Source organism: Arthrobacter sp. C152, assembly GCF_054890965.1.
The window spans coordinates 187009-209947 of sequence record NZ_JBTZSU010000006.1; the positions used below are offsets into that span (position 1 = coordinate 187009).

At 68.5% G+C, this 22939-nt stretch carries 20 protein-coding genes; 8 read left to right on the forward strand and 12 right to left on the reverse strand.

What is annotated here, in order from left to right; all coding sequences use genetic code 11:
• Positions 1–39 precede the first annotated feature (39 nt).
• Together ACYSM9_RS06700 and ACYSM9_RS06705 are read right to left on the reverse strand one after the other, a co-directional pair.
• The gene (locus ACYSM9_RS06700) at positions 40–1509 is read right to left on the reverse strand and encodes an FAD-dependent oxidoreductase (RefSeq protein WP_461856198.1); all 1470 of its coding nucleotides are present in this window, start codon (positions 1507–1509) and stop codon (positions 40–42) included.
• A gap of 52 nt (positions 1510–1561) precedes the next feature.
• The gene (locus tag ACYSM9_RS06705) at positions 1562–2557 is read right to left on the reverse strand and encodes a DNA topoisomerase IB (RefSeq protein WP_461856199.1); all 996 of its coding nucleotides are present in this window, start codon (positions 2555–2557) and stop codon (positions 1562–1564) included.
• 104 nt (positions 2558–2661) lie between these two features.
• Here ACYSM9_RS06705 and rarD point away from each other — a divergent pair, with 104 nt between their 5' ends.
• Positions 2662–3684, forward strand: a complete 1023-nt coding sequence (rarD, locus tag ACYSM9_RS06710) for an EamA family transporter RarD (RefSeq protein WP_461856200.1) — start codon at positions 2662–2664, stop codon at positions 3682–3684.
• An 82-nt stretch (positions 3685–3766) separates the two neighbouring features.
• On the opposite strand, the gene gabT is transcribed toward rarD, so the two are convergent.
• Together gabT and ACYSM9_RS06720 are read right to left on the reverse strand one after the other, a co-directional pair.
• The gene (gene gabT, locus ACYSM9_RS06715; protein WP_461856201.1) at positions 3767–5137 is read right to left on the reverse strand and encodes a 4-aminobutyrate--2-oxoglutarate transaminase; all 1371 of its coding nucleotides are present in this window, start codon (positions 5135–5137) and stop codon (positions 3767–3769) included.
• A 33-nt stretch (positions 5138–5170) separates the two neighbouring features.
• Positions 5171–6601, reverse strand: a complete 1431-nt coding sequence (locus ACYSM9_RS06720; RefSeq protein ID WP_461856202.1) for an aminobutyraldehyde dehydrogenase — start codon at positions 6599–6601, stop codon at positions 5171–5173.
• Positions 6602–6771: 170 nt separating this feature from the next.
• Between ACYSM9_RS06720 and ACYSM9_RS06725 the strand changes: the two genes are divergently transcribed.
• Complete coding sequence (locus ACYSM9_RS06725) at positions 6772–8208, forward strand: PucR family transcriptional regulator (RefSeq protein ID WP_461856203.1); 1437 nt, start codon at positions 6772–6774, stop codon at positions 8206–8208.
• 16 nt (positions 8209–8224) lie between these two features.
• Here ACYSM9_RS06725 and ACYSM9_RS06730 read toward each other — a convergent pair whose 3' ends face one another.
• Positions 8225–9814, reverse strand: a complete 1590-nt coding sequence (locus tag ACYSM9_RS06730) for a CYTH and CHAD domain-containing protein (protein WP_461856204.1) — start codon at positions 9812–9814, stop codon at positions 8225–8227.
• Between the two features lie 141 nt (positions 9815–9955).
• Between ACYSM9_RS06730 and ACYSM9_RS06735 the strand changes: the two genes are divergently transcribed.
• From ACYSM9_RS06735 to ACYSM9_RS06745, 3 genes are all read left to right on the forward strand, one after another.
• Positions 9956–11230, forward strand: coding sequence for an MFS transporter (locus tag ACYSM9_RS06735; RefSeq protein WP_461856205.1), 1275 nt, complete (start codon positions 9956–9958; stop codon positions 11228–11230).
• Positions 11231–11911 carry a FadR/GntR family transcriptional regulator gene (locus ACYSM9_RS06740; protein WP_461856206.1) on the forward strand — a complete coding sequence of 227 codons (681 nt, stop codon included), beginning with the start codon at positions 11231–11233 and terminating at the stop codon, positions 11909–11911.
• 218 nt (positions 11912–12129) lie between these two features.
• A complete protein-coding gene (locus ACYSM9_RS06745) occupies positions 12130–13377 on the forward strand; it encodes an AI-2E family transporter (protein ID WP_461856207.1) in 1248 nt (415 codons plus the stop codon).
• A gap of 97 nt (positions 13378–13474) precedes the next feature.
• Here ACYSM9_RS06745 and ACYSM9_RS06750 read toward each other — a convergent pair whose 3' ends face one another.
• The gene (locus tag ACYSM9_RS06750) at positions 13475–14014 is read right to left on the reverse strand and encodes a hypothetical protein (RefSeq protein ID WP_461856208.1); all 540 of its coding nucleotides are present in this window, start codon (positions 14012–14014) and stop codon (positions 13475–13477) included.
• A gap of 156 nt (positions 14015–14170) precedes the next feature.
• Here ACYSM9_RS06750 and ACYSM9_RS06755 point away from each other — a divergent pair, with 156 nt between their 5' ends.
• From ACYSM9_RS06755 to ACYSM9_RS06765, 3 genes are all read left to right on the forward strand, one after another.
• Positions 14171–14461: a hypothetical protein gene (locus tag ACYSM9_RS06755; RefSeq protein WP_461856209.1), complete on the forward strand. Its 291-nt coding sequence runs from the start codon at positions 14171–14173 to the stop codon at positions 14459–14461.
• A 3-nt stretch (positions 14462–14464) separates the two neighbouring features.
• A complete protein-coding gene (locus ACYSM9_RS06760; protein ID WP_461856210.1) occupies positions 14465–15292 on the forward strand; it encodes a DUF1206 domain-containing protein in 828 nt (275 codons plus the stop codon).
• Positions 15293–15386: 94 nt separating this feature from the next.
• Positions 15387–15827 carry an SRPBCC family protein gene (locus ACYSM9_RS06765; protein WP_461856211.1) on the forward strand — a complete coding sequence of 147 codons (441 nt, stop codon included), beginning with the start codon at positions 15387–15389 and terminating at the stop codon, positions 15825–15827.
• A 70-nt stretch (positions 15828–15897) separates the two neighbouring features.
• Here the strand turns inward: ACYSM9_RS06765 and ACYSM9_RS06770 are convergent, their stop codons facing one another.
• The 6 genes from ACYSM9_RS06770 to ACYSM9_RS06795 all read right to left on the reverse strand — a co-directional run.
• Complete coding sequence (locus ACYSM9_RS06770; protein WP_461856212.1) at positions 15898–17364, reverse strand: FAD-dependent oxidoreductase; 1467 nt, start codon at positions 17362–17364, stop codon at positions 15898–15900.
• A gap of 87 nt (positions 17365–17451) precedes the next feature.
• Entirely contained in the window at positions 17452–18714 is a 1263-nt protein-coding gene (gene cobA / locus ACYSM9_RS06775) for a uroporphyrinogen-III C-methyltransferase (RefSeq protein WP_461856213.1), read from the reverse strand.
• A 196-nt stretch (positions 18715–18910) separates the two neighbouring features.
• Positions 18911–19882 carry an ABC transporter permease gene (locus ACYSM9_RS06780; protein WP_461856214.1) on the reverse strand — a complete coding sequence of 324 codons (972 nt, stop codon included), beginning with the start codon at positions 19880–19882 and terminating at the stop codon, positions 18911–18913.
• Positions 19872–20597 (reverse strand): ABC transporter ATP-binding protein, encoded by a 726-nt coding sequence (locus ACYSM9_RS06785; protein ID WP_461856215.1) that lies wholly within the window; start codon positions 20595–20597, stop codon positions 19872–19874. The genes ACYSM9_RS06780 and ACYSM9_RS06785 overlap by 11 nt, the downstream gene beginning before the upstream one ends.
• Before the next feature lie 27 nt (positions 20598–20624).
• The gene (locus ACYSM9_RS06790) at positions 20625–21752 is read right to left on the reverse strand and encodes an ABC transporter substrate-binding protein (RefSeq protein WP_461856222.1); all 1128 of its coding nucleotides are present in this window, start codon (positions 21750–21752) and stop codon (positions 20625–20627) included.
• A gap of 153 nt (positions 21753–21905) precedes the next feature.
• The coding region (locus ACYSM9_RS06795; protein WP_461856216.1) for a phytase at positions 21906–22939 on the reverse strand (1034 nt) is incomplete at its 5' end.

Below are 22939 nucleotides of genomic sequence, written 5' to 3' on the forward strand. Positions count from 1 at the left end.
GTGTTTCCGCGCCTAGGCTTTTGGCGGCGGTTCCAGGGGTCAGGCGCGGGAGATGCGGATCATTTCCTCGCGCGGGACCACCTTGATGCGTTCGCGCACCACGTGGTCCAGGCCTTCGGGGCCGGTCCACGCCTGGCCGAGGCCGGCCTCGTGGGCGTCAAGCTTGTTCCAGCCCTCCCACGTGGTGTACTCGATGCCGCGTTCCTCGAGCAGGTCGATGATGGCCTGGGGGTCCGGGTTCTCCGCCGCCGGCAGCTGCAGCCGGTCCTCCAGCAGGAATCCGATGGTCTCCAGCGCGTCGCCCTTCGTGTGCCCGATCAGCCCCACCGGCCCGCGTTTGATCCAGCCGGTGGCGTAGATACCGGGGACGGGATTGCCGGCCGCGTCCAGGACGCGGCCGCCTTCGTTCGGTATGACGCCGCGCTTGGCGTCATACTCCAGCTCGTCCAGCGGCGAGCCGTGGTAGCCGATGGCCCGGTAGACGGCCTGGACAGGGTACTCCACGTACTCCCCCGTGCCCTTGGCGTTGCCGGTGCCGTCAAGCTGCATGCGCTCGAACTTGATGCCGGCCACCTTGCCCTTGCCGCCGTCGAGCACTTCAACGGGGCTGTGCAGGAAGTGCAGGTGCAGCCTGCGCGAGGAAGGGTTCTCGGACTCGGCGTGTTCCTCCACCAGCCAGTTGGTGAGGGTGTTCACCATGGTCTTGGTTTGGTTGTTGGTGCGGATGGCCTCATCGGAAGCTTCGTCGAATTCGAAGTCCTCCGGGTAGAGCACGATGTCCACGTCGTTCATGTGGCTCAGCTCCCGCAGCTCCAGCGGGGTGAACTTGACCTGGGCCGGGCCGCGGCGGCCGAAGACGTGGACGTCCGTGACGGGCGAGGACTTCAGGCCCTGGTAGACGTTGTCCGGGATCTCGGTGCTGAGGAGCTCTTCGGGGTGCTTGACCAGCATGCGGGCAACGTCCAGCGCCACGTTGCCGTTGCCGATGACCGCGATCTCCCGGGCCTCCAGGGGCCATTCGCGCGGAACATCCGGGTGGCCGTCATACCAGGACACGAAGTCCGCGCCGCCGAAGGAGCCTTCCAGGTCGATGCCGGGGATGGCCAGGTCCGCGTCCTTGACCGCGCCGGTGGAGAAGATGACGGCGTCGTAGAACGCCCGGAAGTCGTGCAGGGTGAGGTCCCGGCCGTAGGTCACGTTGCCCAGGAAGCGGATGTCGCCGCGGTCCAGGACCTTGTGCAGCGCGTTGACGATGCCCTTGATGCGGGGATGGTCCGGGGCCACGCCATAGCGGATCAGGCCATAGGGGGCCGGGTATGCCTCGAAGAGGTCGATGCTGACCTGGAAATCGCCGTCCTTCACGCCACTGGACTTGGTGAGGATGTCCGCAGCATAGACTCCTGCCGGTCCGGCGCCGATGATGGCGACGCGGAGGGGACGGTTGGCGGCGGTTTCGCTGTGGTTGGACACCGGGAGCCCTTCTGGAACTGGTCCTGCACGAGGTTTCATGCGGGTGCGCAGCACGGTGCCGCGCACCGTGCCATTCTAGTTGGCGGCCATCCTAGTTGGCGGCCAGGGAGACCACCTTGCCTTCCCGGTAGAGGAGGGCGCGGAGTTCGGCTTCGGCCGAGTCGATGCGTTTCGGGTCGATGGTTTCCCCGGCGTGGTAGTGGTCCACCACCCGCGGGTCCACGTAGCTTTTGCGGGCGATGGAGGGCGTGTTGCCCAGCGTTTCCGCGGCCTCGAACATGGCGCGGCTGATGGCCCGCTTGCGTTTGGCGGCCGTCCGCTGCGCGCCGGTCCGGGCCAGGCTGGCCGCGGCCGCCACCGTCCCGCGCAGGGTGCGGAAGTCCTTGGCCGTGAAGTCGGATCCGGTCCGTTCCTTGACATAGGCGTTGATGTCGGCGCTGGTGACCGGGCGCCAGTGGCGGCCGTCCTTGTACGCCAGCAGCCGCGCGTTGGGCCCGCGCCGCTTGAGCTGGCGCAGGAGCGCGGCGAGGTCGGCGTCGCGGATTTCCGATTCCCAGTCCTTGCCGCTCTTGGCGGGGAAGCGCAGCATGATCCGGTCCTTGCGCACGGTCACGTGGGCACACAGGAGGGTGGCCAGGCCGCGGCTGCCGTTCTCGTTGGTGTACCGTTCCGATCCCACCCGCAGGGACCCGCTGTCCAGCATCCGGAAGGCCCCGGCCAGGACGCGTTCGCGGCTGAAGCCTTCGCTGCGCAGGTCCATGGTGACGAGGCGGCGCGCGGCAGGCAGCGATTCGGCGAGCTGCAGGGACCGGTCGAACTTCACCCTGTCCTTACGTTCGCGCCACTCCGGGTGGTAGATGTACTGGCGGCGGCCCACGGCGTCCAGGCCCGTGGCCTGGATGTGGCCGTTCTCGAACGGGGCAATCCACACGTCGGTCCACGCCGGCGGAATGCCGATGCTTTCCAGGCGGTCGCGGACCGGCCCCGGGGGCAGGGTGGAGCCGTCCAGGTCCCGGTAACTGAAGCCTTTGCCGGCGGCAATCCTGCGGTAGCCCCGGCCGGAGGCGTTGCTGCGCCGGAGCCTCATGGGGCGCATTCCGGGGTGAGGGCACGTGTCATGAAAGCAAGCCTACTGACTAATTTGCCGATTGCCGCGTGCCCGACCGGAATACCTGCCCGCCGGCTGGTGTTATGGGTTCCGTGCCTACGCCCGAAGGAATCCCAGCCGCCAGCCCAACAGCCATATCCACTCGAGAAGCCGCGCCGGCAGGACAGCCCGGACCCAAACAGGTGGGCGGGGACACGACGGCGGGCATGCTGTTCGGCATCGGCGCGTACGTCCTGTGGGGGCTGCTCCCGCTGTACTTCTTCATCCTGATGCCGGCGGGCGCCGTCGAGATCGTTGCCAACCGCGTGGTGTGGTCGCTGCTGTTCTGCGCCCTCCTGATCACGGTGACCAAGAGCTGGCGAATCCTGGCGGCAGCGCTGAAGGACCGCCGCGTCTTTGGCCCGCTCGCCCTGGCGGCGTTCCTCATCGCCGTCAACTGGCTGACCTACACGTACGGCGTCACCACCGGTCAGGCCGTGGAAACCTCGCTGGGCTACTTCATCAACCCGCTCGTCTCGGTGCTGCTGGGGGTGTTCGTGCTGAAGGAGCGGCTGCGCCCGCTGCAGTGGGCCGCCGTCGGCATCGGTTTCGTGGCGGTGGGTGTCCTGACTTATTCCTACGGGCAGCTGCCGTGGATCGCGCTGACGCTGGCCTTTAGCTTCGGCCTCTACGGCTTCGTCAAGAAGCGGGTGGGCCCGAAGGTGGACGCCGTCACCAGCCTCAGCGTGGAGACCATGGTGCTCGCGCCGCTGGCGGCCGTGGCGATGGTGGTGCTGGGCGCTTCCGGCACGTCCACGCTGGTGTCCCAGGGCCCCGGGCATTTCTGGCTGCTGGTGGCCTCGGGCGTGATCACCGCCGTCCCGCTCGTGTTCTTCGGCGCCTCCGCCCGGCGGCTGCCGATGACCACGATCGGCCTGCTGCAGTACTTCGCGCCGGTGCTGCAGTTCCTGGTGGCGCTGCTCGTGTTCGGCGAAACCATGACCGTGGCGCGCTGGATCGGTTTCGGGGTGGTGTGGCTGGCCCTGCTGATGCTGACCCTGGACATGCTGGGGACGGCGCGCAGGAATTCTGCGGCCCGCAAGGCGGCGCTGCGCCGGCCCGCTTAGGGCTCCCCGCTTAACCCATGAAGGTGGGCACCGCAGCTGCGGTGCCCACCTTCATGGCGTTGCCGGAGGGAGTCGTTCCGGTTTAGGCGTGTGCCTTGATGGCGGCGGCGAGGACCTCCAGGCCGTCGGCCAGGAGTTCGTCGGTGATGACCAGCGGAGGCAGCAGGCGGATCACGTTGCCGTAGGTGCCGCAAGTGAGGATGATGACGCCCTCCTTCAGGCAGGCGGCGGCAACAGCCTTGGTCAGGTCGGGGTTCGGTTCCTTGGAACCGGCCTGGACGAGTTCGACGGCGAGCATGGCGCCGCGGCCGCGGACGTCACCGATAACGCCGGTACCGTCGGCGGCCAGTTCGGTCTGCAGTTCGCGCAGGCGGGCGGTGGCCACGGACTCGATGTGGCGGGCGCGGCCGTTGAGGTCGTACTCCTGCATGGAGTTGATGGACGCCAGCGCGGCGGCGCAGGCCACCGGGTTGCCGCCGTAGGTGCCGCCCAGGCCGCCGGGGTGGACGGCGTCGAGCAGGTCGGCGCGGCCGGTGATGGCGGACAGCGGCATGCCGCCAGCGATGCCTTTGGCCATGGTCATGATGTCCGGGACGATGCCCTCGTGGTTGACGGCGAACCATTCGCCGGTGCGGCAGAAGCCGGACTGCACTTCATCGGCGATGAAGACGATGCCCTTGTCCTTGGCCCAGGCGGCCAGCGCGGGCAGGAAGCCCTCGGCCGGGACGATGAAGCCGCCCTCACCCTGGATGGGCTCGATGATGATCGCGGCGACCTGGTCTCCGCCGATCTGCTTCTCGATCATGGTGATGGCGCGCTTGGCGGCCTCGGCACCGGTGATTTCCGGGTTCTCTTCACGGTACGGGTAGCTCATCGGCATCCGGTAGACCTCGGGCGCGAACGGGCCGAAGTTGGTCTTGTACGGCATGGCCTTCGCGGTCAGCGCCATGGTGAGGTTGGTGCGGCCGTGGTAGGCGTGGTCGAAGGCGACGACGGCGTCCCGGCCGGTGGCCAGGCGGGCAACCTTGATGGCGTTCTCCACTGCCTCGGCGCCGGAGTTGAAGAGGACGGTGCGCTTTTCGTGGTCGCCCGGGGTGAGGCGGTTCAGCTGTTCGGCGACGGCCACGTAGCCCTCGTACGGGGTGACCATGAAGCAGGTGTGGGTGAAGTGCTCCACGGCTTCCTTCACGGCACCCACGACGGCGGGATCGGAGGCGCCCACGCTGGTCACGGCGATGCCCGAGCCGAGGTCGATGAACGAGTTGCCGTCGACGTCCTGGATGATGCCGCCGTCGGCGTCGGCGACGTAGACCGGGACGCTGGAGGCGACGCCGGCGGCGACGACCGACTTGCGGCGTTCGGTCAGGGCCACGGACTTGGGGCCGGGGAAGTCGGCCTGGACACGGCGCTTCTGCTCGAGGCGGAAGGTGAGGTCTGATGCGGTGGTGGTCATGGGGTTACTTTCAGTGCTGGTGGTGGGAAATACTCAGGCGTCGAGGGCGGACATGACGTGCTTGATGCGCGTGTAGTCCTCCACGCCGTACATGGAGAGGTCCTTGCCGTAGCCGGACTGCTTGAAGCCGCCGTGGGGCATTTCGGCGGTGAGGAGGATGTGCGTGTTGATCCACACGGCGCCGAAGTCCAAGTCGCGGCTCAGGCGCATGGCGGTGCCGTGGTTGGTGGTCCAGACGCTTGAGGCCAGGGCGTAGTCGACGTCGTTGGCCATGGCCACGGCCTCTTCCTCGGTGCTGAATTTCTGCACCGTGATGACGGGGCCGAAGGTCTCCTTCTGCACGATGTCGTCGGTCTGCTTGGCGCCGGTGACGATGGTGGGTTCGAAGAAGAAGCCCTTCTCCCCCGCCCGGTGGCCGCCGGTTTCGATCCGGCAGTTCGCGGGCAGGTTCTCCACGACCGAGGTCACGGCATTGAAGTGGTTGATGTTGTTCAGCGGGCCGAAGTAGTTGTCCTCGTCGTTCTGCGAGCCGGTGTGCAGGGTCCGGGTGTGCTCCACCATGGCGGCCACGACGTCGTCGTGCACGGACTCCTCCACGAGCACCCGGGTGATGGCGGTGCAGTCCTGGCCGGCGTTGAAGAACGCGAATTCGGCGATGGCCGCGGCGCTCTTCTTGATGTCGGCGTCCTTGAAGACGATGGCCGGAGCCTTGCCGCCGAGCTCCAGGTGGGCGCGCTTGAGGCCCTTGGCGGCGCCGGAGGCGACGGCGATGCCGGCGCGGACGGAGCCGGTGATGGAAACCAGCCCCGGGACCTTGTGCTCCACCATCATGGCCCCGGTTTCGCCGGTGCCCAGCACCACGTTCAGGACGCCGGCGGGGAAGATGTCCCCGGCGAGCCGGGCCAGCACCAGGGTGGATTCGGGGGTGGTGTCGGAGGGCTTGAGGACCACGGTGTTGCCGGCTGCCAGGGCGGGGCCGATCTTCCAGATGGCCATCAGGAACGGGTAGTTCCAGGGGGCCACCTGGGCCACGACACCGATGGGTTCACGGCGGACGTAGGAGGTGTGGCCCTCGAAGTACTCACCGGCTGACTTGCCTTCCAGGATGCGGGCGGCACCGGCGAAGAAGCGCAGCTGGTCGGCGCCGGCGGCGACTTCCTCGGAGGCGATGAGGGAGCGGACCTGGCCGGTGTTGCGGTGCTGGGCCTCGACGAGTTCGTCGCTGTTGGCCTCGATGGCGTCGGCGAGCTTGAGCAGCATCAGCTGGCGCTGGCCCGGGGTGGTGTGCTTCCAGGTCTTGAAGGCGTCCTTCGCTGCGTCCATGGCGGCATCCACGTCGGCCTGCACGGACACGGGTGACTGCGCCACGACGTCGCCGGTGGCGGGGTTAACCACATCCAGCAGAACGGTGCCGGCGGGGGTCACGAACTTCCCGTTGATGAAGTTCTGCAAGGTTTGGACCACGGTGTGCAACCTCTTTCATTGGAGCCATCGGCACCAGAGCGAATGGACCAGGGCGGGTGGATGGAACTGCCTTGAGCCTATGCCAGCACCAGGCCATGGTGAATAGCCACCTGCACACCCTTGCGGACAGGGTTTAGTGCGGTTGCCCAGCTCACGTTTATCCTTGCCTTATGGCCATTTCCCTTGCCGCCCTGGTGGGCGTGACCTCGCTCCACCTGTCAAAGGCGGGCATCGCGGAGACCACCTGGCACCAGGACATCAACTGGGTGGCGGTGACCGAGTTGGAGGATCCGCAGCGGTTCCTCAACGGCGGGGAACTGGTCCTCACCACCGGCCTGCGGCTGCGGTCCGCCCCTGAGCAGCGGCGTTTTGTCCGGCAGGTACAGCGGGCCGGCGCGGTGGGCATCGGGTTCGGCATCGGGCTTTCGCATGAGGCGGTGCCGCCGGCCCTGCTGGCCGAGGCCAACCGCTGGGGCCTGCCGGTGGTGGAGGTGCCGTACGAAACCCCGTTCATCGCCATCACCAAGCTGGTGGCGGACGCCCAGTCGGCGGACCACTACGCCAAACTGGAGCGGCTGATCGCGGGGCACCAGGTGCTGGCAAGGGCCCTGCTGACCGGCGGCGGCCTGGCCGAGCTGCTGAAGAACCTGGGCGGGATGCTGCGTACCGACGTTGCGCTGACCCAGTTCACGGCGCAGCTGTACAACAGCAGCACCAGCCACCCCTCCGCGGACACCTGGTCCAGCTACCCGGTGCCCACCGGCCGGCGTGACGCCTGCACCCTGTGGGTCCGGCAGCCGTTCGAGGACACGGGCATCATCGGCTACGCCCAGAACCTGATCAGCGTGGAGCTGAACAACATGGTCAAGCAGCGCCAGGCCCAGCGCGCCCTGTGCGGGCAGGTGCTGGAGGACGTGATCCACGGGGCGCTGGAGACCAGCGAGGCGCAGCGCCGGCTGGCGGGCGTGGGCGTGAACAGCACCCGCAAGAACGTGGTGCTGCTGGCGGTTTCGGCGGCGCACGGAAAGGCCTTGGGCAGCACGTCGGTGCCGCACGAACTGGAGAAGTCCGTGGCCGCCGTCGTGGGCAAGGACCTGGTGCTGGTGGTCAATGACGACGGCGGGGCGGCGCCTGCGCTGGCACGGAAGCTGAGCGACCACCTTGCGGAGGCGGGGATCCATGCGACGATCGGCATCGGCGGCGCCTACACCAAGCCGAACGGGCTGCGGTGGAGCTACTTCGAGGCGCGGGACGCGGCCAGCCACGGCCTGCCGGTCAACGAGCCGGAGCGGCTGAGCCTGACCTCGCTGCTGCTCGCCAGCGAGGATGTGCCGCTGGCGGACATGGCCCACGAGTCGCTGAACCCGCTGCGGAGCTTCGACGCCGCGCACGGGGCCGAGCTGATGACCACGCTGGAGAGCTACCTGAACAACAACGGCTCTGTGGCGGCGGTGGCGGAGGAGCTCACGCTGCACCGCAATACCGTGCGGTACCGGCTGGCGCAGATCACCGAACTGACCGGGTACGACCCCTCGGTCACCGCGGACCGGGTGCAGCTGTGGCTGGCTCTGGCCGTGGCCAGGCTGTCGGCGCGGCAGGGCAAGTAAGGGCCGGGAGCGGGAGTCAGAGGACCCCGCCGCGCAGCAGTGCCCGCGACTTCTTCCGGGCTTTCCGGTACTTGGCGCGGGCTTCGAGCATCCGTTCCTCCTGCCGGTCCAGCAGGCCGGCATACACGGCGGCGGTGGCCGGTTCGGTGTGCTCCGCGGCAATGTCGGACAGGAGGGTGCGGGCCACCACGGCGTCCTGGAAGCGGCCCAGGATCTTTTGCTGCCGCTGTGCCGCCTTGGCCACCTTGCCGGCGCGCTTGGCCCGGACCAAGGCTGCGGATTCGGCCACATGGCGCAGCCGTTTGGCGTCCTTGCGGACCTGGTGCAGGGCGCGGTCCTGGTCGGTGCCGCGCCGGGCGTCCCTGGCAGCCTTCTGCGAGCGCCGGAGCCGCTTGGCGGCCTTGTCCACGGCCTTCGCGGACGCCCGCTGCCCCGGTGCCACGGCTTCGGCGCGCACGGGCGGGTTGTCGCGGAAATCCTCCAGTTTGTCCAGGAGCCTGAAGTAGCGTTCGGAGGCGAGCGCGTCCTGGAGGAGGCGGTATGCGGCGTCGAAATCCTCGCCGGTGCGCCGCTGCAGCCGTTCCGTGGCGGCGGCTGCGCCATCCCCGGGCGGCAGTTCACCCAGCTGGCCGCGCAGGTCCTCCCGCAGGACGTGGGCGTCGCGGGGCTGGCCGAGCACCCTGCCCAGCCACTGCAGCTCGTCGCGCAGCCGCCGCACCGGGGAGGCACGGTAAAGCTTGGCGTACGCTGCCAGGACGGACCGGATGCGGCGGGCCGCGGAGCGCATGTCGTGGACGGCGTCGGCATCCTCCAGCCGGGCCGCGGCGTCCCTGGCGAGGATCTCCTCCAGTTGCCCGGCCACGTACACGGTGACGACGGCGGCGGCCGGGGCACGCTTTCCGGCAAGGAGGGGGCGGCTGCTTTCGTCCCCGGCAGCCGGGAAGCCTTCGGCGGCAGGCTTCTTCGGCGGCTTGCCCGCGCCCAGGGCGCGGGCGAGTTTGGAGGCGTGGCCGGCGGGCCGCGCCCCGGCGGCGGTCAGCAGTTCCTCCACCGGCGTGAAGAGGCCGGGCTCCCCGTGGACCAGTTCCAGTTCCCATTCGCGCCACTGCTGCCGTTCCCCGGCCGGCTGCGCTTTGCCGCCTTCGAGCCGCTCGGCGGTGACCTGGTCGTCGGCGAGGTCGGCGAGGTGCACGCCGTCGTCGGCGTAGAGCGGATACGTGGTGCGGCGGGTCTGCAGCCGGACCACTGGAACTGGGACCGCGCCGCGCAGGTAGGCCTGCAGGTGGGTGAGCAGGCTGTCCGGCACGACGTCGGGCCTGCCCAGGGGTGCGTGCATTTCCCTCCGCCGGGGCACGTCACCGGGGACGGCAGCGTGGGGCGGCAGCTTCAGGTGCCATCCGGCATCCTTGCCTCCGGTCCGGCGCCGCAGCGTGATGCGCCGGCCCGCCAGGACCTGCCGGTCGGTATCGAAGTAGACCGCTTCCAGGACATCGGTATGGGGCTTGCCCACCCGCGCCACCCCCTGCGCGTTCTCCAGCGCCGGCACCGTGGCGCCGGCGCCGACGTCGTACTTCTTCTCGATCTCGAGTCCCTCGGAAGCCTCCACAGCCATCCTTCCGCGTGTCCGCCGTGTCCGGACCACGCCTGCCGCCGGCCCGTTGGCAGTCTATTCCCCGGGCCGGGCACGCCGGGAGAGGTTGGCCACAAAAGCGCAAACATCAAACGTCTAACCTTTAAGCTGGATGGTATGCCCGCCACCCCACCCTCCCCCAGCCGCACAGCCACCGGCCCGGCAGCGGCGCCGGCCGCCGCCCCCGCTTCCGCAACGGCACCGGCACCGGCACCTGCCCGGCCGCGCTCCGCCGTCGTGTTCGGCGTCATCGCCCTGGTGCTGATCGGGCTGAACCTGCGCGCCGGGATCACGGGCGCCTCGGCACTGCTGCACGACCTGCAGGAGGTGCTGGGCTACGGCGCCCTGGTGGCGGCGATTATCCCCTCCATCCCCACCCTGTGCTTCGCCGTCGCCGGAGCCACCACGTCGTGGCTCACCGGGAAGCTCGGCGTCGAAAAGGCGATCCTCCTGGCACTGGCCATGCTGGCAGGCGGACTCCTGCTGCGGGGCATCCCCGCCACCGGGATGCTGGTTGCCGGCAGCGTGGTGGGCATGTCCGGGCTGGCCGTCTGCAACGTGGCCATGCCGTCCTTCATCCGCGAATACTTCGCCGCCCGCACGTCGCTCATGACCGCCGTCTACACCTTGACCATGACCACCGGCGGCACCCTGACGTCCGTGGCCGTCGTGCCGCTGGCCCACGCGCTGGGCTCGCCGTCCGCCGCCGTGGGCGCCGTGGGCATCGCGGCCGTCGCGGCGCTGCTGGGCTTCCTGCCCGTGGCGCTGCATGCCCACCGCAACACGGTCCGGACCGCGGCGGGACATGTGTCCCCCTGGCCGCTGCTGCGCACTCGCAAGGGCCTGCTGCTGACCGCGATCTTCACCCTGCAGGCCCTGCTCGCGTACGCCCTGCTGAGCTGGTTCCCGTACATGCTCACCACCATGGGCATGAGCGCCTCGGACAGCGGGCTGATGTTCGGCGTGATGCAGCTGGTGTCGGTACCGGCCGGCATGGTGCTGATCGCGATCGGATCCCGTCCCCGGATGCTGCGCCCGGCGTTCTACCTGGTGAGCATCACCATGGTGGCGGGCATCGCGGCGCTGCTCCTTCTCCCCACGGTCCTGGCTGTTGTCCCGGCCGTCCTGATGGGTTTCGGGCTGGGCATCTTCCCGCTGGTGATGGTGATGATCAGCCGCAGCGGAACGAGCACCGCCGAAACCACCGCACTGTCCACGCTGGCCCAGTCCTCCGGCTACCTGCTGGCCACGGCGGGGCCGTTCGGCATGGGCCTGATGCACAGCGCCACCGGGGGCTGGACCCTGCCCCTGGCCCTGCTTCTGGTGCTGGCCGTGGTCCAGATCGCGGTGGCGCACCTGCTCACCGGCCGCGCTTTCACGGGAGGGAAGTAGATGACCTTGAGTCCGTCCGTCCGGCCTCCGCTGGCCGATGAAGTCACCGCCAAGCTGCGGGAAATGGTCCATTCGGGCGAGTGGCCGCTGAACCAGCGGATCCCGTCCGAGCCCGAGTTGATGGCCCGGCTGGGCGTGTCCCGCGGCACCCTCCGCGAGGCGGTCAAGGCCCTCGCCCACGGCGGGATGCTGGAGGTCCGCCGCGGCGACGGGACCTATGTGCGGGCCACCAGCGAGATGTCCGGCGCGGCCCGCCGGATGTACCAGGACCACACCGAGCAGCACATCCTTGAGGTCCGGCTGGGGCTGGACACGCAGGCGGCCCGGCTGGCCGCCCGGCACGCAACGGACGACGACGTCGCGGCCCTGCGCGGGCTCCTCGCCGTCAGGGACCAGGCCTGGAACATGGGGGACTTCGAAGCCTGGGCGGGGGCCGACTGGGGCTTCCATGTCCGCGTGGCCCAGGCGTCGGCCAACCCGCTGCTGCATGAGCTTTACGCCAGCTTCGGCGCGGTGTTCCACCAGGACCTGCTGGCACAGCATGCCCGCCCGGGCTTTAACGGGCTGCCCCGCGAAGGGCATGAAGCGTTGCTCGAAGCCATCCAGAGGCGGGATGAGGAGGCCGCGGTCGCCACCGTGAACCGGAACCTGAACTCGTGCGCGGAGTGGCTTGCCGAATAGGCCCCGCCAAATTCGACGCGCACATTCCCTGCCGCGCCCGATATTCGGTGTGCGCCGGGGAATATGCGCCGCGGGAATGGTTATGCGCGTCGTGGCGGAACATGCGCCTCGCTGGCGGCGGTGACATCCGGCGAAACCAGTCAGTAGGCTTACTATCTAACACAGGTATTCGTGCTGTCCGTTCCCGGGGAGCCGCCGCCGATGATTGAGGAGTTCCCATGTCGGGACCAGCGCGCACCTCCCGGCCAGAGCGGGCCGGCTGGCCCGAACCCACGGCGGAGCCAACATCCACGGCGCAGCCAACATCCACGGCGGGGCCGCCGGCGGGGCTTGCGGCGTCCGAAACCGCGGCACCGCATGCAACGGCCCCCAGGCCCCCGGCCGCACTCTGGTCCGACGGGCTGGGCCGTGTAGGCACCCGGGCGGCGCAGGTCCTGCTGGTGGTACTGGTTGTCGCGGTGTCCATTTTCGCCCTGATGCAGATCAAGCTGCTGGTCATCCCCGCGCTGATCGCACTGATCCTGGCCGCAGCCATCGGCCCCTTCGTGAACATGCTCCGGCGCCGCGGGATCCCGGGCGGACTGGCCACGGGCCTCGCCTTCGTGGCGTTGCTGGTAATCCTGGCCGGCGTCTCCACCGTGATCTACTTCTCCGTGCGCAACCAGTGGGGCGAACTGGCCGCGCAGGCCTCGTCCGGGCTCGACGAGCTGGAGCGGTTCCTCCTGACGGGCCCGGTGCCGATTGAGCAGGAGCAGCTCAACCAGGCACGCGGGGCCGTGGTGCAGTTCGCCACCAGCAGCCAGGTCCGCTCCGGCGCCGTCACCGGACTGTCCCTGGTCACCGAGTTCATTGCCGGGGCCAGCCTCATGGTGGTCATCCTGTTCTTCTTCCTTAAGGACGGCGCCAAGATCTGGAACTTCCTCCTGCGCCCCTTCTCCGGGCAGCGCGAAGCCAAACTCCGCCGCGCCGGACGCCGCACCCTTGAAGTTCTGGGCGGCTACGTCCGCGGCACGGCGATCGTTGCCCTGGTGGATAAGGTGGCGATCGGCGCTGCCCTGCTGATCATGCAGGTGCCGCTGGCCATCCCGCTCGCCATCATCGTCTTCATCACCGCCTTCATCCCGCTCGTGGGCGCAACCATCGCCGGCATCCTGGCCGCCCTCGTGGCGCTTGTGGCGAACGGGCCGGTGGTGGCACTGATCGTGGTGGCCGTCGTCGTCGCGGTCAACCAGCTCGAGGGCGACCTGCTGCAGCCGGTCGTCATGGGCAAGTCCCTGCAGCTGCACGCCCTGGTGATCCTGATGGCGCTGACCGCCGGCACCATCCTGGCCGGGATCGTGGGGGCCGTGCTGTCCGTTCCGCTGGCCGCGGTGGCCTGGGCCATCATCCAGGTCTGGACGGCAGAAGACCCGAACCTGAAGGACATGAACCCGGACCTGCCGCCGGCCAACACCCAGCCTGTCTAGGGTCCGGACCCGGGTCTTCCGCGGCCACACAGCGCGACGGCGGTCCGGCACCCAAGGTGCCGAACCGCCGTCGTACGCCCTGTTCCTACTGCATGCCCTACTCGCGGCGCAGGCCCGCGAACACGTTCTTGGGCCGCTGCATCTCGCCGTGCTTGGCGCCCAGGATGATCACCAGCGCGGCGAAGCCCGGGATCACCCACTGCAGCATCTTGAGCTGCTGCTGCGCGGCCTTCAGCTCGTCCGAGGCTGCGGCATGCGGCTCGGTGGCCCCCTCCGCGCCTTCGCCGGCAAGCTTCTCCACCTTCTTGCCCAGCATGCCGGAGTAGAGGGTCACCGCGGCGCCCGCCACCGTTACGGCCGTCTTGATGACGGTGTCGCGTGCCACGCCTTCCTGCTTGGCGATGCGGCCCTTGTTTTCCCAGGCGATGGCGAGGTCCGCCACAAGGTGGGACGCGAACGCCGCGGTCTGGAACGGCGCCCACTTCATCCAGCCGGCGCTGGAAAGCCGGGTGCGCTCAGTGGGGTCCTTGGCCTGTGCCGCTGCCCCGTTCAAGCCGATGGCGCCCATCAGGGATCCGCCGAACCATGCCGCTGCCGTCAGGTCGTGAACCGAACGGGCGATGAGATTTCCTGCCATGATGTGCATTCCTAACGTTGTGAACTTTTCCGATTGCCGCCTGCGCGGGCTTCACTTGCCGAGTCCCATCAAGGTATGGTGCAGCCCATGGTAAGCACACTTACTAATGTTAAGAAAGCCCGTCTCGAACGGGGCCGACCGCGTAATATCGTCGCCATGGGAATGACAGGGACATTGTTCGGCTGGGCCTTCGGGGACCCGGCCCGTGAAGACGACGGAAACTACGTGGAAGGCCTGCAGCGCGAGGCGTTCGGGAACGCCTCCGAGACAGCGAAGGCCAAGGGTGTGGGCGTGGTTGCGGGCTCCGAAGTGTTCACGGTCCTCAGCGGGGACGACTCCCTGGTGGAGCTGGACAACGCCCCGGGCCGGCTCGTGGTCCGTTGCACCGTGCATGTGGAGGGGCCCGGCGCGGAGAAGCTGCGGGCCGAGGGGCCCATGAACGGCTGAACCGTGTCCGAAGGCGAATCCATGCTCAGCCAGGCGGCGGACGCCGTCGAGGAGGCGTCCAACCACAAGATCCTGGACGTCCTGGCCCGGGCCGGATTCGCCGTCATGGCGCTGCTGCACATCATTGTCGGCGCCATTGCAATCGCCATCGCTTTGGGTCATCCCGGCGAGGCCGAGCCTACCGGCGCCATCGCGCAGCTGGCGGACAACCCGTGGGGGCCGGCGGTGATGTGGGCGTGCGTGGTGTCCTGCTTCGGGCTGGCTTTGTGGCAGGCCAGCGAGGCCACCCTTCGGATGCGGGGCAAGCCCCGCAAGGAGCGGCTCGCCAAGCTGGTCTCGTCCGGGTTCCTGGCCATCGCCTACGGCAGCGTGGGGCTGACCTTCGCCAACTTCGCGCTGGGAATGCGCAGCGATTCCGGCGACAGCACCCGGGATTTCAGCGAGCGGCTGATGGACAGCGCTTTTGGCGTGTGGGCGCTCGTGGGGCTGGGCCTGACCGTCCTGGGCATTGGCATCTACTTCGTACTCAAAGGGTTCCGCCGCGGCTTCAAGGAGGAGCTCTACCATTTCGACGGCACCCGGCGGGGCAGGTTCATCGACGGCCTCGGGGTGACGGGACACGTGGCCAAGGGCGTGGCATTGAACCTCACCGGGCTGCTGTTCGTGGTCGCGGCCGCGAAGCACCGGCCGGACGAATCCACGGGGCTGGACGGCAGCCTCAAGGCCCTGCGGGACCATCCGCTCGGCCCCTATGTCCTGGTGGCCATCGGCGCGGGTTTCATCGCCTACGGCATCTTCGCCCTGATCCGTGCCCGGTTCGGCCGCATGTAGCCCCCAGCGGCCCGCACCTCCCGCCGTCGTACACCGCCCGGGTGAGCAAACGCACCCGGGCCAGGAAAGCACTACCGCAACCGGAAGGAACACGATGTCCACCGTTTCGCAGCAGTTCAATTCACCGGCGGCCGACGTCTGGCGCGTCATTGCCGACGGCTGGCTGTATTCCGGGTGGGTGGTGGGCGCGTCGCGGATCCGGGACGTGGATGCCGAATGGCCGCAGGTGGGTGCCCGGCTGCACCATTCCGTGGGGGCCTGGCCGCTGGTGATCGACGACAGCACCAAAGTGACCGCCGTCCAGCCCGGCCGCTCGCTGGAACTCGTCGCCCGGGGCTGGCCGATGGGCGAGGCCAAGGTGGACATCACCCTTGAGCAACTTGGAGATGGCTGCAAAGTGACCATCGCCGAGGACGCCATCAAGGGGCCGGGCAAGCTGGTTCCCAGGTTCCTCCGCGACCCCGTGATTTCGGCACGCAACCGGGAGACCCTGCGGCGGCTGGAGCTCATGGCGGCGGGCGGCGCAGGAAAATAGCGCGCCGGGGTTAAAAGCAGGGAACCGCGGAACCCCAATGGTTCCGCGGCTCCCTGTTGTTTGAGGGCCGTTAGACCTGCGCGGCCACGCCGTCGCGGGAGATGGCGACCATGTCCTCGCGCGGCACCACCTTGATGCGCTCACGCTTGACCTCGACGCCGTGCGAGCCGCCGGCCTCGGTGGCGGCCGCGCCGAGGGCGAGCTCGTGCGCGTCCAGGGCCAGCCAGCCTTCCCAGCTGGTGAACTTCACGCCGCGGGCGTCGAGGAGTTCGACGACGGCGTCCTCGGCGGGTGCCTCGGCAACCGGGAGGTTTTCGCGGTCTTCGAGGAGGTAGGTCACGGTCTCCAGGGCGTCGCCCTTGGTGTGGCCGATCAGGCCGACGGGTCCGCGCTTGATCCAGCCGGTGGCGTAGAGGCCCGGCACGTGCTGGCCGTCGGCGTCCAGGACGCGGCCGCCGTCGTTCGTCACGACGCCCTTCTTGTGGTCAAACTCGACGTCCGGCAGGGCGGAGCCGAAGTAGCCGATGGCGCGGTACACGGCCTGGACCGGGTAGTCCACGAACTCACCGGTGCCGCGGGCGTTGCCGGTGCCGTCCAGCTCGGTGCGCTCGAACTTGATGCCGGCCACCTTGCCGGGGGTCTCGGCGTCGTCGTAGATCTCCACCGGGCTGTGCAGGAAGTGCAGGTGCAGCCGGCGGGAGGCCTTGAGCTCGGAGAGGTCCTCGGGCTGCTCGGCGATCCAGTTGGTGAGCGTGCCGACCATGGTCTTGGTCTGGTTGTTGCTCTGGATCTGGCGGTCCGATTCCTCGTCGAACTCGAAGTCCTCCGGGTACAGGATGATGTCCACGTCCTTGGAGTGGGACAGCTCGCGCAGCTCCAGGGGGGTGAACTTGACCTGGGCCGGGCCGCGGCGGCCGAAGACGTGCACGTCGGTCACGGGCGAGTTCTTCAGGCCCGCGTAGACGTTCTCCGGGATCTCGGTGGTGAGCAGGTCGTCGGCGTGCTTGGACAGGACCCGGGCCACGTCCAGGGCCACGTTGCCGTTACCCAGGACGGCGATTTCCTTGGCGTCCAGCGGCCACTCGCGCGGCACGTCCGGGTGGCCGTCGTACCAGGAGACGAAGTCGGCGCCGCCGAAGGAACCCTCGAGCTCGATGCCGGGGATGTTCAGGTCCGCGTCCTTGATGGCGCCGGTGGCGAAGATGACGGCGTCGTAGTGCTGGCGCAGGTCCTCGATGGTGAGGTCCGTGCCGTAGTCCACGTTGCCGAAGAAGCGGATGTCGCCGCGGTCCAGGACCTTGTGCAGGGCGTTGACGATGCCCTTGATGCGGGGGTGGTCCGGGGCGACGCCGTAGCGGATCAGGCCGTAGGGTGCCGGGTAGCGGTCAAAGAGGTCGATGCTCACGGTCAGCTCGCCGCTCTTGACGGCCTCGCTCTTGGTGAGGATGTCCGCGGCGTAGACGCCGGCCGGGCCGGAGCCCACGACGGCGACGCGCAGCGGGCGTTCGGCAGAACCTACGGTAGTGCTTGATGACACGGCTGTGTTCCTTTGCTTCTGCATCGATTGCTGAGTAACTGCCGTTTTGAAGGCTCATAACGGCAGTTACGGAGCAATCGATGGGTTTCAGGTGGTGAGGGCGGTCTTGCGGGGCTTATTGGGGGTGGTGGTGCTGTAGTCAGCGGTCTTGAAGTGCGGCGGCGCGAACGGGCTCACGCGCACCACATCACCGATGACAATCACGGCAGGATTTGCGACGCCGGCCGCCTCGGCCTGGTCGGCGATGGAACCGAGGGTGCCGATGGTGACGCGCTGGTTGGGCAAATAGCCGTTTTCCACGATACCAACAGGGGTGCCGGCGGGCAGGCCGGCTTCGCCCAGCGCGGACGCGGATTCGCGCAGCTGGCCGACGCCCATGAGCAGGACGATGGTGTGGTCGGCGCGGGCCGGGACCTCCGAGAGCTCCTCGTGGCCGGTGACCACGCTGAAGCCCTTGGCCAGGCCGCGGTGCGTGACGGGGATTCCGGCGGCCGCGGGAACGGAGATGGCGGACGTGACACCGGAGACCACCTCGACCTCGACTCCGTGCTGGCGGCAGTATTCGGCTTCCTCGCCGCCGCGGCCCAGGACGTAGGGATCGCCGCCCTTGAGCCGGACCACGCGGTGCCCCTCGAGGGCTTCCTCGACGAGGATGCGGTTGATCTCCGCCTGCGGGACGGGGTGGTGTCCGGGGGTCTTGCCGACCTCGATGACGCGGACGTCGGGGGCGAGTTCGTTCAGGAGTTCGCGGGGGCCGAGCCGATCGGCGACGACGACGTCGGCCTGGCCCAGCAGCCGGCGGCCGCGGACGGTGATGAGCCCGGTATCGCCGGGGCCGCCGCCGACGAGGGCAACGGATCCGCGGTGGGCACGGCGGCGGCGGAGGGGCAGGTCGCCGGTTTCGAGGGCGGTGGCGACGGCGTCGCGCACGGCCATGGCGCGGCGCGGGTCTCCCCCGGCGTTGACGGCGATCTTGACGTCGTCCACCTCGGCGACGGCGGGCGTCCAGGCGGCGGAGGCTTCGTGGTCGGAGGCGTTGACGCACCAGACGCGCTGCGCCTCGGCGTCGGCCGATACCCGGGCGTCCACCCCGGGATCGCCGGTGGCGGTCTGGACGAACCAGACGCCGTCGACATCCTTGGAGTCATAGGCCCGGGCTGCCCAGGTGAGCAGGCCGGCGTCGGCCATCTCCTGGAGCGCGGACGAGGCAACCGGGGCCACGACGGTGACCACGGCACCGGCGTCGAGCAGCCCCTTGGCACGGCGGGCAGCGACCGGGCCGCCGCCGACCACCAGCACGGGGCGGCCGAGCAGCCGCAGCGCCGTGGGGTAAATATCCTGAATTGCCATGAATCAACGGTAGGGCCGCGTCACAATCGTCAACAACGGCCGAGCAACACCAGTTCACGTAAGGTAACGCTGCGTCACAAAGGGGTGCTGGCGCCGGCGAGGCCCCGGGACCGCCGCGGAAGGCGCGCGGGAACGGCAGAGCCCGACGGCGGGAGGTCGCCGTCGGGCTCGTGCAGGGGTTGAGTGCGGGGCCGGGTCAGCGCGTGCTGCCGGCCAGCAGGCCGCGGCGGCGCAGAAGCCGCTTCTCGATGGGCCCGAAGACCAGCAGCTCGATCAGGATGCCGACCGCGAGGATCAGCAGGATCGCGGCCATGACCACCGCCATGTCGGACAGCTGCCGGCCCTGGTCCAGCAGCGAGCCCAGGCCGAAGCCGATGGTGCCGCCCACGGCGATGATTTCCGCGGCCATGAGCGACCGCCAGGAGAAGGCCCAGCCCTGCTTGAGGCCGCCGAGGTAGCCGGGCAGCGCGGCCGGAAGGATGACCTGCAGCGCCATCTGCAGCCGCGAGGCGCCAAGAACAGTTCCCACCCGGCGGTACTGCGGCGGGATCTGGTCCACGCCGGAAATGAGGCCATTGATGATGGACGGGATGGCGCCCATGAACACCACGAAATAGACGGTCGCGTCGCTCAGGCCGAACCAGATGATGGCCGCCGGCACCCAGGCCACGGACGGCAGCACCTGAAGGCCGGAGATCAGCGGGCCGAAGGCGCGGCGCAGCGGGGCAACCTGCGCCAGCAGCAGGCCCACCGGGGTGGCAATGGCAACGCTGATGACGAAGCCGACGATGCCGCGCTGCAGCGAGGTCCACACCGACTCCTGGACTTTGTCTTCGCCCCAGAGGACAGCCAGCTGGTTGACCACATCAAGGGGCCCGGGAACCTGGTCGCGGCGCTTGAACCCTAGCGAGACGTAGAACTGCCAGACCAGCACCAGGACCACCAGGGCCGCGATCGGCAGCAGGATCCGGGTCCAGTCGATCCGGTGCTTGCGGACGGCGTCCGACTGCAGGGAGTCCAGGCCGGACTCGAGTTCCCGCAGGTCCTCGTGGCCGGTGGACGTCCGGGTCAGGGCGGCGTGGACGTGCTCGCGGGCTTCGGCGGGCCCGGTTTCGACAGGCTCGGCCACCGGCTTCTCCTCGACGACGGGGGTGGGGTTACTTGGCATGGCGGCGAATCTCCTCCCGCAGCCGGGCGGTGATGACCCCGGTCAGCTGGCCGGCGAGCCCGGCGTCGGTTCGGTGTTCCTCGGTGACAGCCCACTCCTGGACCACGCGGCCAGGACGGGAGGACAGCAGCAGCACGCGCTGGCCCAGCCGGACGGCTTCGCGGACGTTGTGGGTGACGAAGACGATGGTGCGTCCGGTTTCCTTCCAGATGCGCTCAAGCTCGTCGTGCAGCAGGTCGCGGGTGATGGCATCGAGTGCGGCAAACGGCTCATCCATGAGCAGCAGCTGCCGGTCCTGGGCGAGGGAACGGGCCAGGGACACGCGCTGGCGCATGCCGCCGGAGAGCTCGTGCGGGCGCTTGTCCCCTGCCGCGCCCAGATGCACCAGTTCCAGCAGTTCCTGGGCCTTGGCGCGGCGTTCGGCCTTGCCCACGCCGCGCAGCTTCAGGGCCAGTTCGATGTTCTCCCGGGCCGTCAGCCACGGGAACAGGGCGGCGTCCTGGAACATGAACGCGGCACCGTCGCTGGGCACTTCCAGGGCGCCCGACGTCGGCGCTTCCAGCCCCGCGATGATGTTCAGGAGGGTGGACTTGCCGCAGCCGGAGGCACCGAGGAGGGCGACGAACTCGCCGCGTTCGATGTTGGCGTTGACGTCGTCCAGTACCGGGGCGCCGTCGCCGAAGCGCTTGCCCAGGTGTTCCAGTACGACTGGCATGGTGCCGTCCTTAGGTAGAGGGTGGGGTCAGTCCTGGCCGAGGCCGGCTGCCGGGATCTTGCTGGTGCCCGTGATGTCGTTGAGTGCCCGGAGGTCAAAGAGTCCGTTGAGGTCGGCCTTTTTGGTGGTGCCGGCATCCACGCCGTCCTGCAGCAGCTTCGGGTAGCTGCCCGCAAGGGGGTCCAGGGTGAAGGTGATATTGGCCAGCGACCGGTCCAGGACGTCGGCGGGCAGGGCCGCGCCGGCGGTTTCCTTCAGCGCGGAGTTGATCACGCCGGCCTTCTCGTCGGCGGGCGCCGAGTTGAGCCACGCCACGGACGCCGCGTTGCCTTTCAGCAGTGCCTTCACCGTGTCCGGGTGGTCGGCGGCGAACTTCTGGTTCACGATCAGGATGGTGGTGGGGAACTCGCCGGGCTTGCCGGTTCCGGTGCCGTCCCAGAGGTCCTTTTCGTCCACCAGGACCTTGGCTCCGGCCTGGAGCACCAGCCGTGACGCCCACGGCTCAGGCAGCCACGCGCCGTCGAGCTTTCCGTCCTGGAACAGCTTCAGGGTCTGGGCGTTGTCCGTGGGGTTGATGGCGACGTCGCCGCTGCCGTTGACGTCCGTCCGGTAGCCCTGCGAGGACAGCCAGGCGCGGAGCGCGACGTCCTGGGTTCCGCCGAGCTGCGGGGATGCGAGGGTCTTGCCCTTCAGGTCCGCTGCGGAGGTGATGCCGGGCCTGACCACCAGCTGGGCGCCGCCGGCAGCGGCCCCCGCGATGACCCGGACGGACTGGCCCTGGCTCTTGGCGAAGGAGTTGATGGCCGGGTTGGGGCCGATGTAGGCGGCGTCGATGGCACCGGCGTTGAGCGCCTCGATGGCGGCCGGGCCGGCGTTGAACGTTTCGGTGCTCAGCTTTGTGCTGCCGAGGGCCTGCTGCAGGAGTCCTTTTGTGATGCCCACCAGGGCGGGGGCGTGCGTGACGTTGCCGAAGTAGCCAAGCTTCAGCTCGGCCGCAGGGCTGGGCTCCGCCGCCTGGGCCTCGGTGTTGCGGGAGACGTTCGAGGCCACAATGGCCCCGACGGCGATCAAGAGGACCAGCCCGATGGCCAGGGCGGCCTCGATGGCACGCTTGCGCTTGGGAACCGCGCTTTCGCCTGCCACGATGCGGGTCATCCCGGGCTTGGAACTAGTCATTGTTTCACCATAGGGAGTGGCCCAAACCCGTTCAATGAAGCGGAAACGGGGGGTCACGCACGTTCATCTGGCGTCATATTCGGCCCTCGTCCACGTGCGGGCGGTGCTACAGGCTGCGTGGTCCGGATGCTCCTATGGAAAGACGTGTTCCAGCGGGACGTACTTCAGGTTGGACGTAGTGCCGCCGGTGTTAACGTCGTCATGCACTACCAACAAACCGTAAGGGAATTGAGAACCAACGTTCTTGGCGGTGACATCCACACCGTCCGTAGCTGTGACCGCATCGATCGTGCCGTTGGCTCCTACGGTGAACTTCTTCAGGAAGGTATTACTGCCCGCCCTGTCATAGGCACAGATGGTGGAGTCCCCTTGGCTTGACACGAAGAGGTGGCCGCCGCCGTTTGAGCCGTACTCGATGCTCATGCCTTCAATGTCTGCTACCAGATGGCCTGCCCCTACCTTGTCGACGGCCACCCGGGACTCCCCTGCACCAGGCTCGGCCCCGTACTTCCAGATCGCAACGTCTTCCTCGCCGAAGTAGACGTATCCCAGCTCGTCGTCGGCAACACAGCTTTCGGTTGTGCTGGCCACCGAAATAGTGCGTACAAGAACTGCATCCACTAGCCCTGCACCATTGTCCTTCAGCTCAAATTCCTGCGCTGATCCTGATGAATAGGGTGTGACGAACCCGTAGAACTTGCCGCTGACGTTGCTGCGGTACATGCAGAACCCGTAGTTGGGTGAGGTGGTGGCAATAGCGCGTGCCGCAACGGGCGAAAGGGTTCTGGCGCTGGTGTCCAGAGTGTAGAGATCCAGCGTACTGTTCGTCCGGTTGTTGGCTCCCACCAGGACTACCGATCTTCCGGCCAGCGGGAACCCTGGCCGCAGGTCAACGTTTCCGATCATCCCGTCCGCACGGAACTGGATGAGGCGTCCGTCCATCCCGAACACCCCTATGCCGCCGCCGCTGCTGGCCTTGTCGTCGGCAATCACGGCGCTGTTGCTTGGATCCTGGGCGTTAACCCAGATGGCGGCATCATCTGAGACATCCCCGGAGCCAGAGAACCCTACAGTTTCGACCGTTGGCAGGACAGTCGCGGGCGACGTAGGGGTCGGGCTCGGCGAAGCCGTCGTGGTCGACGTGGCAGTAGGCGTCGGGCTCGGCG